A 14746-nucleotide genomic window follows, 5' to 3' on the forward strand; every position below is an offset into this window, starting at 1 on the left:
CCCGGTAGGCTGGCCGCGCTATGGATTCCCGTACCGGTCTGCCTGTTGTCGGCATGGTGGGTGGCGGCCAGTTGGCCCGGATGACCCACCAGGCCGCGATCGCCCTCGGCCAGTCACTGCGTGTGCTCGCGAGCGCCCCCGACGACGGCGCGGCCCTGGTGGCCGCCGACGTCCAGTACGGGGACCACACCGACCTGGCCGCCCTGCGCACCTTCGCCAAGGGCTGTGACGTGGTCACCTTCGACCACGAGCACGTGCCCAACGAGCACATCCGCACCCTGACGGCGGAAGGGGTGACCCTGTACCCGCCGGCGGACGCCCTGCTGCACGCCCAGGACAAGCAGGTGATGCGCGAACGCCTCACCGAGCTGGGCGCGCCGAACCCGGCGTGGCGACCGGTCGGCGAGCCCGCCGACCTAATCGAATTCGGCGGGCAGGTCGGCTGGCCGGTGGTGCTCAAGGCGGCCCGGGGCGGCTACGACGGCCGGGGCGTCTGGATGGTGGACGACGCCACCCAGGCCGCCGAGCTGGCGACCACGCTGCTCGCCGGAGGCACCCGGCTGCTCGTCGAGGAGCGGGTGCCGCTGCGCCGCGAACTGGCCGTGCAGGTGGCCCGCTCGCCGTTCGGCCAGGTGGCCGCGTACCCGGTGGTCGAGACGGTCCAGCGCGACGGCATCAATGTCGAGGTGCTGGCCCCGGCGCCCGGCCTCGACGAGGAGCTGGCGGTCTCCGCCCAGCAGCTCGCCATCGACCTGGCCACCGCGCTCGGTGTGGTCGGGCTGCTCGCCGTGGAGCTCTTCGAGGTGCGCGACGAGGCCGGTCGGCCGGCGATCGTGGTCAACGAGCTGGCGATGCGCCCGCACAACTCGGGGCACTGGACCATCGAGGGTGCCCGCACCTCCCAGTTCGAGCAGCACGTGCGGGCGGTCCTGGACTACCCGATGGGCGACACCGCGCTGACCGCGCCGGTCGTCGTGTCGGCGAACGTGCTCGGTGGCGAGCCGGGCGGTGTGTCGATCGACGAGCGGCTGCACCACCTCTTCGCCGCCGAGCCCGGGGCGAAGGTGCACCTCTACGGCAAGCAGGTACGTCCCGGCCGCAAGATCGGGCACGTCACGGTGCTCGGCGACGACCTGGACGACGTACGGGCGCGGGCGGCGCGGGCCGCACGCTGGCTGCGCGAGGGGCACGAATGAACGACATGACCACCGTCGGGCTGATCATGGGCAGCGACTCGGACTGGCCGACCATGCGGGCGGCCGCCGAGGTGCTCGACGACTTCGAGGTGTCCTACGAGGTGCGGGTCATCTCGGCACACCGGACCCCGGTCGCAATGATCGATTACGGTCGTGAGGCCGTCGACCGCGGGCTAAAGGTGATCATCGCTGGTGCCGGTGGCGCCGCCGCCCTGCCGGGCATGGTCGCCTCGGTGACGCCGTTGCCGGTGATCGGTGTGCCGGTGCCGCTGAAGCACCTCGACGGGATGGATTCGCTGCTGTCCATCGTGCAGATGCCGGCGGGGATTCCGGTGGCCACCGTGTCGATCGGGAACGCCCGCAACGCCGGCCTGCTGGCCGTACGGATCCTCGGCGCGTCCGACGAGACGCTGCGGACCCGGATGGCCACCTACCAGCAGGACCTGGAACAGCTGATCAAGACCAAGGACGCGGCCCTCCAGGCCACCCTGCCCTGATGGCTCCGTCCCCGGGCCGGGGAAGCACTCGAGGCTGCCCCGGCCGGTGGTGAATCAGACGGGTTCGATCGCGAGGTTGGTCACCTGATCGTCCTTGATGTCGAACTCGAATGTGAAAGACAAGGGTCCGCCGGGGAAATCGCCGTCCCCGGAGGCCACCAGCCGGTCGTCCGCGAACGAGGTCGGCATGAGCACGACCCTGGGGTCGATGAGGTGCCCCTGGATCCACTCGCGGATCTCGGCCTCGCCGGTCCAGGTCTTTCCGTCATCGCGCACGATGGCCCCATCACTGAACACCGCGGCCAACGCATTCGCGTCGTGCGCGTTGGTGGCCGCGATGAAGGTGTCGACGGCCTTGGGCAGGGTGATGTCGTTCATGTCCGCTCTCCGATTTCTTTGAGTGCCGTGCTGGTGAATCGGCTCAGAAGTCCGCGCTGCGGGAAAGCTTCTCGTTCGCGCGCAGTTCCGCCAGCGCGTTCTCGTGCATGGCGACAACGGCGTCGTACCCGGAGTTCCCGAGCACGATTCGTTTCGGTGGTAGGGGTGCGTTCATCGCGTTGATCACGGCCTGCACTCCACGAACGGGATCGCCCGCCTGCCTGCCGTCATGTTCCACGAACGCCGCCTTGACGCCCTCGACCATCGGCACGTAGGCGTCGACGGTCTCGTTGACGGGCTCGTTCTGGAAGTAGGCGAAGGCCCTGGTGCGGAACGCACCCGGCTCGACGACGAGCACCCGTACGCCGAACGGCTCGACTTCCTGGCGCAGTGTCTCCGACAGTCCTTCGAGCGCGAACTTCGCCGCCGCGTAGTAGCCGAACCCTTCCGCGCCGACGAGGCCGGCCACCGATGACATGTTCACGATCCAGCCGTCGCCGCGTGCCCGCATGCCGGGCAGGACCGCGCGCATCACCTCGACCACAGCGAACAGGTTGAGGTCGAACGTGCGGCGAACGATCTCGTCCGGGGCTCCCTCGACCGAGCCGTACCAGCCCCGACCCGCGTTGTTGACGAGCACGTCGATTCCGCCGAACCGCTCCTCTGCCGTCTTGACCGCCGCACGCACCTGGTCGGCATCGGTGACGTCGAGCTGGAGAACCAGCACCCGGTCGCCGTACGGTTCCGCCCATTCCCGCAGCTCAGCGGGTCGTCGGGCGGTCACCACCACCCGATCGCCCTGGTCCAGTGCGGCCTCCGCGTAGACCAGGCCGAATCCTCCGGGCGTCCCACCCGTGATGAACCAAGTCCTCATGGACTTCTCCTCTCGCTATAGAGAGCAATGTAGCGCTATGTAAGTTACTATAGCAACCATGCAGAACGCACGAGATCGACTGCTGCTCGCCGCGGCGGAGTTGCTGCAGGCCGGCGGCACGATGTCCACGAGGGCGGTGTGCGAGCGCGCGGGCGTGCAGGCCCCCACGCTGTACCACCACTTCGGCAGCAAGCAGGGCCTGATCGACGCCGTGGTGAACCACGGTTTCACCCAGTACACGGCGGTCGAGAGCTCCGGCGACCCGCTGGAGGACCTGCGTGAGGGCTGGGACAGGCACGTACGGTTCGGGCTGGAGCACCCGTCGTTCTACGGGTTGCTCTACGGGCGCGTCGAGCCGGGAAAGCCCTGCGCCGTGACCGCTCCCGCGCACGCCGCGTTGCGCCAGCGGTTCACCGACACCGCAACCCAGGGCCTGCTCAAGGTGCCGGTGGACGACGCCGCCGAGCAGGTGCTCGCCGCCAACGTCGGCATCACGCTGACGTTGATCAGCCAGCCGGAGCCGGATTTCGAGCTGTCCCGACGCGTCCGCGAGGCCGCGCTGGCCGGTGTCCTGCGCGCGCCCTCCACCGAGGCCCCCGCGAACCGTACGAGCGCCGCCCTGACACTGCGTGCGCTGGTCGCCGACGACCCGGGCGACCTCACCCCAGGCGAACGCGCACTACTCGACGAACTACTGGACCGCCTGGCCCGCTAGGGCCCGGTCCCCGCGATCTTGCACTTTCGGTCGTCGTTACGCGGCATTTATCCCGTTATGCCGCGACAGAAAGTGCAAGATCGCGGCAACCCCCGGCGGACCCGGCACGCTCACCCACGCCACAGGGACCCTCCGATTCATCTCATGCCGCGTAGGGCGGTCTGGAGGCGTTCCTGGGCGCGGCGGCGGCGTTCGTTGCTGGCACCGAGGACGAGCAGCAGGATGCCCACCGGGATCAGCGCCAGCCACGGGCCGAGGCTGACCAGCGCGTGGATCGCGGCGATCGCGGTGACCGTCGCGCCGACGATCACCGGCGCCTGCTGCCGGCTGGACGACCCGAAGATCAGCACCGCCACCGCGCCGAGCAGGAGCAGCATCTGCCGCAGCGTGCTGGACTCGGTGGCCAGCACGATCGCCAGCGTCGGCACGAATGCGGCGACCAGCGCCGGCCCGTACGCCACCCAGCTGCTCAGGTCCGGCCGGTGCCGCAGTTCCAGGATGCCGACCAGCAGCGCCAGCGCGGCGAACGGCAACGTGTACGCCTCGGGCAGCGCCACGTCGGCGACCCGCATCAGGATCCACCAGGCGGTGATCTCGCAGAACACCACCGACCAGAAGAGGATCCGGCGCTCCACGGGCCGTCGACCGGGCCGGGTGGCCGCCACGCCGAGGACGGCACCCCAGGCGGCCAGCAGGGCGGCGATGTGCCGCGGTGAGTCGAAGGCGAGCGCCAGCGCGATGAGGGCCGCCGCGTACCCGCTCCACTGCACGGTGGACGCCTCGCGCTGCGCCTCGGGGCGGCGCAACTGCGGCAGGGTCGCCGCGAGCACCTGGAGGACCGCGCCGACGGCGAGCACGCCGAACGCGGACCAGACCGGGGCCAGCCCGGCGATCAGGCCGGCGGTGAGCACGAAGAGCTGGGCCATGATCGAGGCGAACAGCCAGCCGAGGATGCGGGCCCGCTGGGTGGTGCCGAACAGGGCCGCCACCGCCCCGACGCCGACCGCGCCGCCGAGGGTGAACAGGGTCAGTTGCCGCTCTGCCAGGCTGCCGGCGAGGCCGGCGCCACCGGCGGCCAGGCCGATGACGAACACCAGCACCCGGGCCAGCCGCAGCGAACGGGCCGGCTCCACGAGCGGCGGTGGTGGGGTCAGGGCGAGACCGAGCATGGCGATGCTGAACACGGAGAGCGCGGCGAGGGTGCTCGCCGGCCACCTGCTGCCCAGCGCGATGGGCGCGATCAGCAGCGTGACGGCGGCGCCGGGGAGCACCACCGGTACGGCCCGGGAACGCCGTCCGCCGCTGAAACCGGTGGCGGCCAGGGCGGCCGTCGCCGTGAGGAGGAGCGCGGTCAGCACGTGGGTCGGGTTGACCACGTCCGGCGGCGGGGTGAGCAGTTCCGGTGGCGGACCCTGCCAGATCCGGTTCACCGTGCGCTGCGGCTCGACCAGGGCGAAGAGCAGCGTGGGTGCGATCGTGACGACGGCCAGAGCGGTCGGCAGCGCGGCGGCCGCGAGCGCGCCGGCCGAGGGGCTGACCCGCCACCGTCGCCGATCCGGGTCGTCCGGCAGCCGGCGGAGCGCGCCGTCGAGCAGCACCGCCCAGCGACGGACCGGCTGGGCGGCGGCGGTGGGCGGCACGGTCGCCGCGCGGACGAGTTCGGCGAGGACGCCGAGCAGCGCGGCAGCGGCCGCGTAGACCCCGACGGGAAGCCCGGTGGGGATGGCGGCGACCGCGCTGATGCTCGCCCCGCCGACCACGGCCACACTGACCCAGGGAAGGAACTGCGGGACGTGCCGGCGTACGGCGGCCACCCCGGCCAGCCCGAGGCTCGACGCGGCCAGCGCGGCGGTCAGCACCACCTGCGCCGAGTGCTGGAACTCGACGGCCAGCGCCGCCACCGCGCCGGGCAGGGCCAGCAGCGCGGCACCGGCCGCCGCGCCGCCGATCTGCGCCAGGTGCGGCGGCATGCCCTCGGTCTCCAGGTCGGTCACCTGGGGCCGGGCGAGTATCCGGGCCAGCGTGGCCACCACGACACCGATCAGCGCGATGCTGCCCAGCGCCAGCGCGGTGGTCCACGGGCGGACCAGGCCGGCACCGGCCCCGTGCAACGCGACCACCCCGGCCACGGTGGCCCGGGACAGCCCGGCCCGGGGCTCCTCACTGGCCACTGCGGCCATCCCGAAGACGGTGGCGACCATTGCTCCCACCAGCACCGGTGACCACCAGGGCAGGTCGAACGCGGCCGGCGCGCCGATGGTGGCGAGCACCACGGCCACCCCGGACGCGTCCCACCGCCAGGGCGGTGGCAGCAGGACACCGGCGGCGACGGCCAGCAGCAGCAGCGCGATCGGCGCCTGCCAGGTCGAGCCGCCGGTCGGCGCCGCCGGCCAGTTGCTCAGGTCGCCGTTCCAGATCGGCCCGGGCGTGGCCAGCACGCCCACGCCACCGCGCAGCGCCGTCCAACCGGCGACCACCCCGATGAGTACGCCGCCGACGGCGATGCCGAGGATCGGGCCGCGTCGCCACTCCTCGGGCATGGCGCGGGCGGCCACGGCGACGACCAGGACCAGGCCGGCGGCCACCGCCAACTGCCCACCCGGGGCGAGGACCGCGGCGATCCGCACCATCGTGGCGATCAGGGCGGTGGTCACCGCCGCGGCGGCCAGGTCGGAGCCGTCCAGGGTGAGGTCGGAGCGGCGACCGGCGTCGATCGAGGGAGCCAGGAAGAGCAGCACCGCGGCGATCAGCAGCAGCGCCCCGACCCAGGCGTCGGCGACGGTGGCGCCGGGTGCGCCGAAGGCGGCGGCGGTGACGACGAGCGCACCCATCCCGGTGCCGACCGACAGCGGCACCGGGATGCGCCGCTGGGAGACCTGCACCATCGCGGCGTACCCGAGGGTCACGCAGACGGCCAGGAAGCTCGCCGCGAGCACCGGGACGGTCGCCTCGCGCAGGCTGGCCGGGGTGGGGGTCTCGTCGACGGGCACGGTGGCGGCCACGAACGCGGCCACCGCGCCGGGCAGCGCGAAGGCCGCGCCTCCGGCGGCCCATTCGGTGACCGTCTCGGCGGTGGCCGAGGCGATGCGTACCCGGGGAGCCAGTGCGACCAGCGCGCCGGCCGCGAACAGGGTGAGCAGGACGGCGGCCGTGAGCGCGGGCCGGGACAGGCCGGCGCCCGCGCCGAACAGGCCCACCACGGCCGCGCCGACCCCGTGGGCCAGGGCGGCCCGGGGGGTACGCGCGGAGAGGCCGATGACGCCGATGCCGATCGCGGTGATCACCATCGGCCAGGGGGCGGCCGCCCAGCCGAGGCCGAACGATGCCGGTACGGCGAGCGCCGTCAGCGCGGCACCGGCGACCGCGAACTCGCGGCGGATCTCCGGTGGCAGGGCCAGCATCGCGGCGATGGTGAGCAGGAACGCGGCGGCGGCGAGCTGCCAGGTGGTCGGGCCGACGGAAGCGGCCAGCTCGGCGGCGTGCCGGTCGAGGTCGGCGTCCCAGGCGGGCAGCGCCGCCCGGACTGGCGCGACGCCGGCCCGCAGGGCGCCGCCGGCGACCACCAGCCCGCTGACGGTGAGCGCCACCGCCGAGGCGATCTGCGGGCCACGGCGGGCGGCCTCGGGGATCGCGCGTACCGCCAGTCCGGTCGCCGTGATCACCGCCGCGATCAGCAGCAGCGCCTGACCGGGCAGGGCCACCGAGGCGACCCGGCCGAACGCGCCGATCACGGCCAGGGTGACGATGCCGGCCGCCACATCGGGCAGCGGTGGGCGGCGCAGCACCAGCGCGCCGGCCAGCCCGACCACGGCGGCCAGCAGGAGCACCAGCCCGGCACCGATCGCCGTCGGCACGGTCTGCGCCCGCAGCAGGGCGGTGACCGCGTACGCCAGGGCGACCGCGACCGCCACCGCGTGCAGCGACCAGGTCAGCTCGCGCAGCCCGGGCACCGGGCGGGCGGGCCGGGTGTCGGCGGTGCCCGCGCCGGCGTCGACCACCTCGCCGGCCTCCTCCGGATCGCCCTCCGGCCGGGCCTCGGCGTCCCGCTGCCGGGGCGTCGTCGACGGCTCGGCCGGCCGCGGCAGGTCCTGCGGAACGGGGCGCTCCACCACGATCGGGGAGCGGGCCAGCCAGAGGTCGAGCAGGGCCACCAGGGTCAGCACCAGCGCCCAGCCACCCGGCCCGGTGATCCGGTCGTACGCGAGCAGCGGTAGGACCGGCTGCGCGGCGACCACGGTCGCGAAGCGGGGGGCGCGCAGGCCCGTCCAGGCGGCGTACCCGACGGACACGGCGGCGGTGGCCGCGAAGATCAACCCGGCGAAGACGGCGCCCGAGGTGCCGCTGCCGATCCGGTCCACCGCCCAGAGCGCGTAGCCGGCCAGCGGCACGAGCAGCAGACCCACCGCCGAGATCGTTTCCGCGGTGGAGGTGAGCCCGCGCCGGGCCAACGCCGGTGGGGCGAGCAGCATCAGCGCCGTGGCGAGCAGCAGCACGCCGAGGCGGGCCAGCGCGTCCATCGAGCTGGTGGCCACCGCGGCGAAGACCACCGCGGCCACGGCGAGCAGCAGCGCGCCCAGCCCGAGCGGGATGTTCTGCACCTCCCGGCTGGACGCCTCCGGCGGGTGCTCGGGGTCGTCGGCGTCCAGCCAGGACGCCCGGGGCGGGGGCGGCGGCGGATCCTCCGGGGCGGGCGGCATGCCCTGGCGCGGAACGCGGGGCGGCGGCGCGCCGGTGGTGGCCGTCGGCGGGCGGCGACCGGGACGGCGGCGAAGCACCCGGCGCGGCCGGGTGGCCTGCTTGACCCGTTCCTCACCGGCGTGGGCGAGGATGTCCCGCTGGAAGAGCGCGGCCTGCATCTTGGCGGCGATCTGCCGCTGCTCGCGGGCGATGGCGGCGTCGCGCGCCTTCATCTCCGCGATCGAGCGCTCGATGTCCGCCAGATGTTCCACCCACTGGGGCTGGTCGGCCCCGCAGTGCGGGCAGTGCACGGCCGGCTTGATCTCCCGGCCGCACGAGGAGCATTGAAAGGTCGCCACGACACCCCTCCACCCGCCGCACTGTGGACTCCCACTGTCGCAGCATGCCCAAAGCTGGCGCGGATTTCGACACTTGTCGGCGGGTCCGGGGCAAACAACATGATCGGCCGGCCGCGCGGAGTGCTGCGCGACCGGCCGAGGGGTGGTGCGTCGTCAGGGGCGGCCCATACCCCGGTACTCCCAGCCGGCCTGGGTCCACAGTGCCGAGTCGAGACAGTTCCGCCCGTCGACGACCTTGCGACCGCCGACCAGCTCGCCCAGGGCGACCGGGTCGGCGTTGCGGAAGTCCGCCCACTCGGTGAGGACGCAGACCAGGTCGGCACCGGCGACCGCCTCGTTGATGCCGGGCTCGTAGGTCAGCTCGGGCACCGCGCGGCGGGCGTTCTCGGTGCCCTGCGGGTCGTACACGTGCACGTCGGCGCCGGCCTTCTGCAACAGCGCGGCGACGGCGAGCGCCGGGGCGTCGCGGACGTCGTCGGTGTTGGGCTTGAAGGTCGCGCCCAGCACGGCGATCCGGGTGCCGGAGAAGTCCGGGCCGGCCGGCCCGGAGCGGCGGCCGAGCAGGTCCGCCGCGAGCTGGAGCACGCGGGTACGACGGCGCAGGTTGATCAGGTCGACCTCGTGCAGGAAGCGCAGCGCCTCGCCGGCGCCCAGCTCCTGTGCGCGGGCCTGGAAGGCGCGGATGTCCTTGGGCAGGCAGGCGCCACCGAAGCCGAGGCCGGCCTGGAGGAACCGGTTGCCGATGCGGGGGTCGTACCCGATGGCCCGGGCCAACTGGGTGACGTCGCCGCCGCTGGCCTCGCAGACCTCGGCCATCGCGTTGATGAACGAGATCTTGGTGGCCAGGAAGGCGTTCGCCGCGACCTTGACCAGCTCGGCCGTGGCGAAGTCGGTGACCACCAGGGGCACCTCGCGGTCCTCGGTGGCGGCCAGGTCGAAGACGCCCTTGTGCGCGGCGTAGAGCATGCCGTTGGCCCACTCGCTCTTCACGCCGACCACGATCCGGTTGGGTCGCAGCACGTCGTCGACGGCGAAGCCCTCCTGGAGGAACTCCGGGCTCCACGCCACCTCGACGCCCAGGTCGTCCGGGGTGTGCTTGCCGACGAGCTGCTCGACCCACTCGGCGGTGCCCACCGGCACGGTGGACTTGCCGACGATCAGGGCCTTGCGGGTCAGGTGCTGGGCGAGGCCGGTCACCGACGCCTCGACGTACGACAGGTCGGCGCCCATCCCGTCGGCCCGCTGCGGGGTGCCGACGCAGATGAAGTGCACGTCACCGAATTCGGCGGTCTCGGCGATGTCGGTCGAGAACCGCAGCCGGCCGGCGGCCAGGTTGCGCTTGAGCAGCTCGTCGAGGCCGGGCTCGTGGATCGGCACCTCGCCGGCGTTCAGCTTCGCGATCTTGTCCGCGTCGACGTCGAACCCGAGCACCTCGTAGCCCAGCTCGGCGTAGCAGATGGCGTACGTCGCACCGAGGTAACCGGTCCCCAGGAACGTCACCCGCGGCCGAGGCGCCCCCGAAGGCGGCGTCACCGCGGCGATGGCGGGGGTCGGCTGGATGGTGGGGTAGGGGATCGTCACGCCTGTCTTCTCCGCTCGCACTGGCGGCGCGTCGTCGCGTCGCATTCTGCTGCGGCGCCTGGGCGGGCACCGGAGGGGTGGCTCACTGTCTGCCTTCCATCATCACCCAGCAGCGCGGATGCTCCGTCATGCCCATACCTACGCGCCGGTAACATCACCTGAACTGCAGTCGCTATCCTTCAGTCTGCGCGGTCGGCGGTCAGGGGAGGCCACAGACTGCGCATGATAGCGGTGAAGGGGAGGGGCCGACATGGCCGCAGGGGAGTCGTTCGACGTCTACCGGTTGCCGGAGGAGCACGAGGCGATCAGGGAGGCGGTCCGGGAGGTCTGCGCCGCCAAGGTGGCACCGCACGCCGCCGAGGCCGACGAGACCGGGGAGTTCCCCAAGGCGTCCTACGACGCGTTGCGGGCCGCCGACTTTCACGCCCCGCACATCCCCGAGGAGTACGGCGGCGCGGGCGCGGATGCCCTGGCCACCGCCATCGTGATCGAGGAGGTGGCGCGCGCCTGCGCGTCCTCGTCGTTGATCCCGGCGGTGAACAAGCTCGGCACGATGCCGCTGCTGCTGGCCGGCTCCGACGAGATCAAGCGCCGCTACCTGACGCCGGTCGCGGCGGGCGACGCGATGTTCTCGTACTGCCTCTCCGAGCCGGAGGCGGGCAGCGACGCGGCGTCCATGACCACCCGCGCGGTACGTGACGGGGATCACTGGGTTCTCAACGGCGTGAAGCGGTGGATCACCAACGCCGGAGTCTCCGAGTTCTACACCGTCTTCGCCGTCACCGACCCCACCGCCCGCTCCCGGGGCATCTCCGCCTTCGTGGTCGAGAAGTCCGATCCGGGGGTGAGCTTCGGCGCGCCGGAGAAGAAGCTCGGCATCAAGGGCTCGCCCACCCGCGAGGTCTACCTGGACAACGTGCGGATCCCCGCCGACCGCATGATCGGCGCGGAGGGCACCGGCTTCGCCACCGCCATGCAGACCCTGGACCACACCCGGGTCACCATCGCCGCCCAGGCCGTCGGGATCGCGCAGGGCGCGCTCGACTACGCCAAGGGGTACGTCGCCGAGCGCCGACAGTTCGGCAAGGCGGTCGCCGAGTTCCAGGGCATCCAGTTCATGCTCGCCGACATGGGCATGAAGCTGGAGGCGGCCCGGCAACTCACGTACGCCGCCGCCGGCAAGTCCGAGCGGGGCGACGCCGACCTGACCTACTTCGGCGCGGCGGCCAAGTGCTTCGCCTCGGACGCCGCCATGGAGATCACCACCGACGCGGTGCAGTTGCTGGGCGGCTACGGCTACACCCGCGACTACCCGGTCGAGCGGATGATGCGGGACGCCAAGATCACCCAGATCTACGAGGGCACCAACCAGGTCCAGCGGATCGTCATGGCGCGGCAGATCCTGAAGGGCTGAATCAGGCCGTCATCGGGTGAGCCCGACAACCACGGTCAGCCGGGCCAAGTCGGCGGCTGGTGGGCCGTCGTGGGCGAGGTCGGTGATGGGGTACGGGCGGCAGGACGGCAGCGGATCTCGTCAGGCGCGGTGGGGTGGGCGTCGATCAGCGCCTGACCGGCGGCGGTGGGGTCGTCGGCCTGAAGGTGGGCATGAGCGGCATCGACGAGGTGGGCGGCGCGATGTTCGGCGGGCAGCGCGGGCCAGGTGTCGTTGCTGATGGCGGTCTTGTGGTGGTGCAGGGCGTGGGTGGGGTCGCCGAGGTGTAAGGCGGTGTGGAATCGGGCCAGCAGCACGGCACCGTGGCCGAATGCGGTGCGGTGGGGATCGTCGTGGGCGGTGTGCCGCTTGGCCAGGGCGGTGGCGTGGTCGAGCAGGTCGTGGGCGTGTCGAGTGTCCCCGTCTGCGGCGGCGGCCATGGCGGCCTGGAGCAGCAGGGTTTCGCACACGTCGAGCCGGTCCGGCAACAACGGTCAGTGCGTGGAGGTGCGGGACCGGGGGGTCCGTGTCGACGTCCGCGACTCCAAGGTCCCCGGTGCCGGAACGTCTAGCTTCGAGCCGGCCGCCTGGGAGTCGTTCCTCGGCAGCATGAAGGGATCGCGCTGAGAGGACGTCCCCGGCAGACCGATCACACTGCCTAGAGGTATTCGGCGGCGAGTTGCTCTGCCTCGCTCACGAATTCGTCCAACTCGGCCGGTGCCAACTTCGCCTCAAGGAGTAGCTGCCCGAGGATGAAGACCTGAGCGGCGATCAAAGTCTCGACTGGGACGTTGTCAACCAGTTCCTCTTCACCGAGGGCAGCGCGGATGAGACCCTCCATTTCGAGCGCCGGCAGAGTGTCTCCCTCCTGATACTGGGAACGGGCCGCCGCGACCCAGGCCGCTACCTCACTCGGGGTTGCGTCCGGCTCGAAGCGCTGGTGAACGGCAAGGGCGAACGCGGCTCCGATGACCTGAAGACCGCCGACCCAGCCGCTCCGGCCGATCTCCCCGACCAACGCATCGGCGGTATCCCAGTCAGCTCGGGCCAGTGCCCGGATCAGGTCGCTGAGCGCTTTAACCTGCACGTCTCCGAAACCTCGCAATCAATTTGCCAGTCGCCGTTGCGAACCGGCTCGCCGCCACCCCTGCCAGCAAGCCAACAACCACGAGATTTCCCGCGGCCTCGGCGCCATCGATCTTTGTCCGTGGTGGTGCCTGCGGGACGGTGGGGGTGCCAGTGCCCGTCGATTGTGTCCCAGCGGGACCCTTCGGGTCACGAAAAACCTTGATCAACTGCTGTGTCTTGTCGACGGCAGTGGTGGCGTGTTCCTGAAGGTCGTCAGCCCTTCGCACCGAGCGGTTGAGCCAGCCCCGCGCCTTCGCGCGAGCGAACTCACGCCGATCGCTGTCCGCCAGCAGTTCATCCCCGGAAAGCGGCCCTGAACTGGCAGCCGACGGCCGAGGTGCTGAACCGGGAGCGATAGCGTTCAGAAACTCGGCGACGTTCCGGGCTGCGTCGCTGCTCAGCCGCGCAAGCCGGTACGCCTTGTCGACCCCCGTACGGCTCTCAGCTATCGCCGCGCGGAGCTTCGGATGGTCACTGCCTCGGCCCAGCTCGGCATACCGGCCGTTTCCCTCGGCGACATCCGTTGCGGCGCGGCATGCCTGGACCGCGACCTCGTCCAGCCGGTCGATCGTGGACCTGAGCTGCGCCACGACCTGGGCGAGTAGGCTGCTCACCCGAGCGCCCGCCGGAACTCGTCCCCATTCTCCTGAGCGGCGGTGATGACCCGGAGGGTCAGCTTCACCTCACGTACCGCCTCGGCCAGTGCCCGTCGGGCCTGCTCGGCCTCCTCGCGCCGGCTGTCATGCAGGGTGGGGAGCATGATTCCAGCAGCTTCATCCAGGGAATCACCGATGCCCTCGATTGTCGTTCTGCCCTGGTCGAGCAGTTGACGCGCTTCGGTCAGGGCTGCCTTGATCTCGCCGATGCTCATGGTTCAGCCGAGGATGTTGATGTACTGCCGGGCCGCCGCCGTACTGCCTTGGAGGGTGCTGGCTGCCTCGACCAGGCGCTGCTTGCTCTGCTCGGCGCGTGCGATCGCCTCGGAGAGCGCGGGATGCCCGGTGCCGGCGGCCACCGCGCGCAGTCGGGCGAGCACCTGCTCGGTGCTGTCGATGGCGGCCCGGATCTGGCTCGTCGTCGTGTTGCTCTGCTCGGCCGCCTGGGCAAGCGCGGCTTTGACTTGCTCGATGCTGGCCATGCCGTCCCCTCCGTCGGACTGCGCTGCGGGATGCCGGTGTTATGCACACGCAGTAGCGACGCAGACACTACCCAACATGAATCCCTCTTCGTGGCCCCAGCTTCTGCGCGGGCCGGACGTTTTGCCCGGCGACCCGGTACGCGGTCTGTCCGGCGTTGTGCGGGATTGATTGATCGACACCACGACCAGCGGCGATCAACTTCGCTGTTCCGTAGAAGTGGACGGCGGGACGACTCTCAACCAACCTCGTCCCGGAGGAGTGGAAGTCATGATGCTGCGCAAGGCGTTCGGAGCGCTTGTGGCGTTGCTGACCCTCGGCACGGTGCTGGTCGTCACGGAGGCTCCGTCGCAGGCGGCGGTGGCCTGCTCGGGCACGATCACCTACAGCTACGCGTACCCGCCGAGCAAGCCCGTTGCCGAGCTGGTCATCTACTACAACAGCACCAACGGCGGCACGAACAGCGCCTGCATGTACCACCGCGGCGCGGCGTACGGCTCCTCGGCGCGGACCTCCGTGCAGATCGCCCGGTGCGCGGAGACCTCCGGCAGCGGGTCGTGCACCGCCACCGCGGTCTCCACCAAGGACAACGCCGACTACCTGTACTACGCCGGGCCGCGCGGCGTGACCGGCACGGCGAACAACTGCGTCGACGCGTACGGCGAGATGGACTGGGCCGGCACCACCTACTGGATCCACTCCGGTCGGCAGGGCTGCTGAATGCGGTGACGCCGGACCGGTGGTCCGGTGGGATCCGTCCCGCCGGGCCACCG

General features: G+C 71.8%; 15 protein-coding genes. 6 read left to right on the forward strand and 9 right to left on the reverse strand.

What is annotated here, in order from left to right:
• The first annotated feature begins 20 nt into the window (after positions 1–20).
• Entirely contained in the window at positions 21–1196 is a 1176-nt protein-coding gene (locus tag ACN263_RS03430; RefSeq protein WP_422738370.1) for a 5-(carboxyamino)imidazole ribonucleotide synthase, read from the forward strand.
• Positions 1197–1201: 5 nt separating this feature from the next.
• Positions 1202–1693 carry a 5-(carboxyamino)imidazole ribonucleotide mutase gene (gene purE / locus ACN263_RS03435; protein ID WP_422740586.1) on the forward strand — a complete coding sequence of 164 codons (492 nt, stop codon included), beginning with the start codon at positions 1202–1204 and terminating at the stop codon, positions 1691–1693.
• A gap of 54 nt (positions 1694–1747) precedes the next feature.
• On the opposite strand, the gene ACN263_RS03440 is transcribed toward purE, so the two are convergent.
• The gene (locus ACN263_RS03440) at positions 1748–2071 is read right to left on the reverse strand and encodes a nuclear transport factor 2 family protein (protein WP_422738371.1); all 324 of its coding nucleotides are present in this window, start codon (positions 2069–2071) and stop codon (positions 1748–1750) included.
• A 43-nt stretch (positions 2072–2114) separates the two neighbouring features.
• Positions 2115–2945 (reverse strand): SDR family NAD(P)-dependent oxidoreductase, encoded by an 831-nt coding sequence (locus ACN263_RS03445; RefSeq protein ID WP_422738372.1) that lies wholly within the window; start codon positions 2943–2945, stop codon positions 2115–2117.
• A gap of 58 nt (positions 2946–3003) precedes the next feature.
• On the opposite strand from ACN263_RS03445, the gene ACN263_RS03450 reads away from it, so the two are divergent.
• Positions 3004–3660 (forward strand): TetR/AcrR family transcriptional regulator, encoded by a 657-nt coding sequence (locus ACN263_RS03450; RefSeq protein WP_422738373.1) that lies wholly within the window; start codon positions 3004–3006, stop codon positions 3658–3660.
• 137 nt (positions 3661–3797) lie between these two features.
• Here the strand turns inward: ACN263_RS03450 and ACN263_RS03455 are convergent, their stop codons facing one another.
• On the reverse strand, positions 3798–8696 hold the full coding sequence (locus ACN263_RS03455) for an SCO7613 C-terminal domain-containing membrane protein (protein WP_422738374.1): 4899 nt from the start codon (positions 8694–8696) through the stop codon (positions 3798–3800).
• A 153-nt stretch (positions 8697–8849) separates the two neighbouring features.
• Positions 8850–10277: a UDP-glucose dehydrogenase family protein gene (locus tag ACN263_RS03460; RefSeq protein ID WP_422738375.1), complete on the reverse strand. Its 1428-nt coding sequence runs from the start codon at positions 10275–10277 to the stop codon at positions 8850–8852.
• Between the two features lie 250 nt (positions 10278–10527).
• On the opposite strand from ACN263_RS03460, the gene ACN263_RS03465 reads away from it, so the two are divergent.
• On the forward strand, positions 10528–11691 hold the full coding sequence (locus ACN263_RS03465) for an acyl-CoA dehydrogenase family protein (protein ID WP_422738376.1): 1164 nt from the start codon (positions 10528–10530) through the stop codon (positions 11689–11691).
• A 35-nt stretch (positions 11692–11726) separates the two neighbouring features.
• Here the strand turns inward: ACN263_RS03465 and ACN263_RS03470 are convergent, their stop codons facing one another.
• On the reverse strand, positions 11727–12179 hold the full coding sequence (locus ACN263_RS03470; RefSeq protein WP_422740909.1) for a hypothetical protein: 453 nt from the start codon (positions 12177–12179) through the stop codon (positions 11727–11729).
• On the opposite strand from ACN263_RS03470, the gene ACN263_RS03475 reads away from it, so the two are divergent.
• Entirely contained in the window at positions 12148–12336 is a 189-nt protein-coding gene (locus tag ACN263_RS03475; RefSeq protein ID WP_422738377.1) for a DUF397 domain-containing protein, read from the forward strand. The two genes, ACN263_RS03470 and ACN263_RS03475, sit on opposite strands and share 32 nt — an antisense overlap.
• A 31-nt stretch (positions 12337–12367) precedes the next feature.
• On the opposite strand, the gene ACN263_RS03480 is transcribed toward ACN263_RS03475, so the two are convergent.
• Genes ACN263_RS03480 through ACN263_RS03495 form a run of 4 tightly spaced genes read right to left on the reverse strand, consistent with a single transcriptional unit; the run spans position 12368 to position 13975 of the window.
• On the reverse strand, positions 12368–12796 hold the full coding sequence (locus tag ACN263_RS03480; RefSeq protein ID WP_422738378.1) for a hypothetical protein: 429 nt from the start codon (positions 12794–12796) through the stop codon (positions 12368–12370).
• Entirely contained in the window at positions 12786–13451 is a 666-nt protein-coding gene (locus ACN263_RS03485; protein WP_422738379.1) for a hypothetical protein, read from the reverse strand. The genes ACN263_RS03480 and ACN263_RS03485 overlap by 11 nt, the downstream gene beginning before the upstream one ends.
• Entirely contained in the window at positions 13448–13708 is a 261-nt protein-coding gene (locus tag ACN263_RS03490; RefSeq protein WP_422738380.1) for a hypothetical protein, read from the reverse strand. Before ACN263_RS03490 ends, ACN263_RS03485 begins: the two co-directional genes overlap by 4 nt.
• 3 nt (positions 13709–13711) lie before the next feature.
• Positions 13712–13975 carry a hypothetical protein gene (locus ACN263_RS03495; protein ID WP_422738381.1) on the reverse strand — a complete coding sequence of 88 codons (264 nt, stop codon included), beginning with the start codon at positions 13973–13975 and terminating at the stop codon, positions 13712–13714.
• A gap of 268 nt (positions 13976–14243) precedes the next feature.
• On the opposite strand from ACN263_RS03495, the gene ACN263_RS03500 reads away from it, so the two are divergent.
• Positions 14244–14693 (forward strand): hypothetical protein, encoded by a 450-nt coding sequence (locus tag ACN263_RS03500; protein ID WP_422738382.1) that lies wholly within the window; start codon positions 14244–14246, stop codon positions 14691–14693.
• Positions 14694–14746: the final 53 nt, after the last annotated feature.

Origin of the sequence: Micromonospora sp. WMMD729, assembly GCF_049315225.1 — a bacterium.
Taxonomy (GTDB): domain Bacteria; phylum Actinomycetota; class Actinomycetes; order Mycobacteriales; family Micromonosporaceae; genus Micromonospora.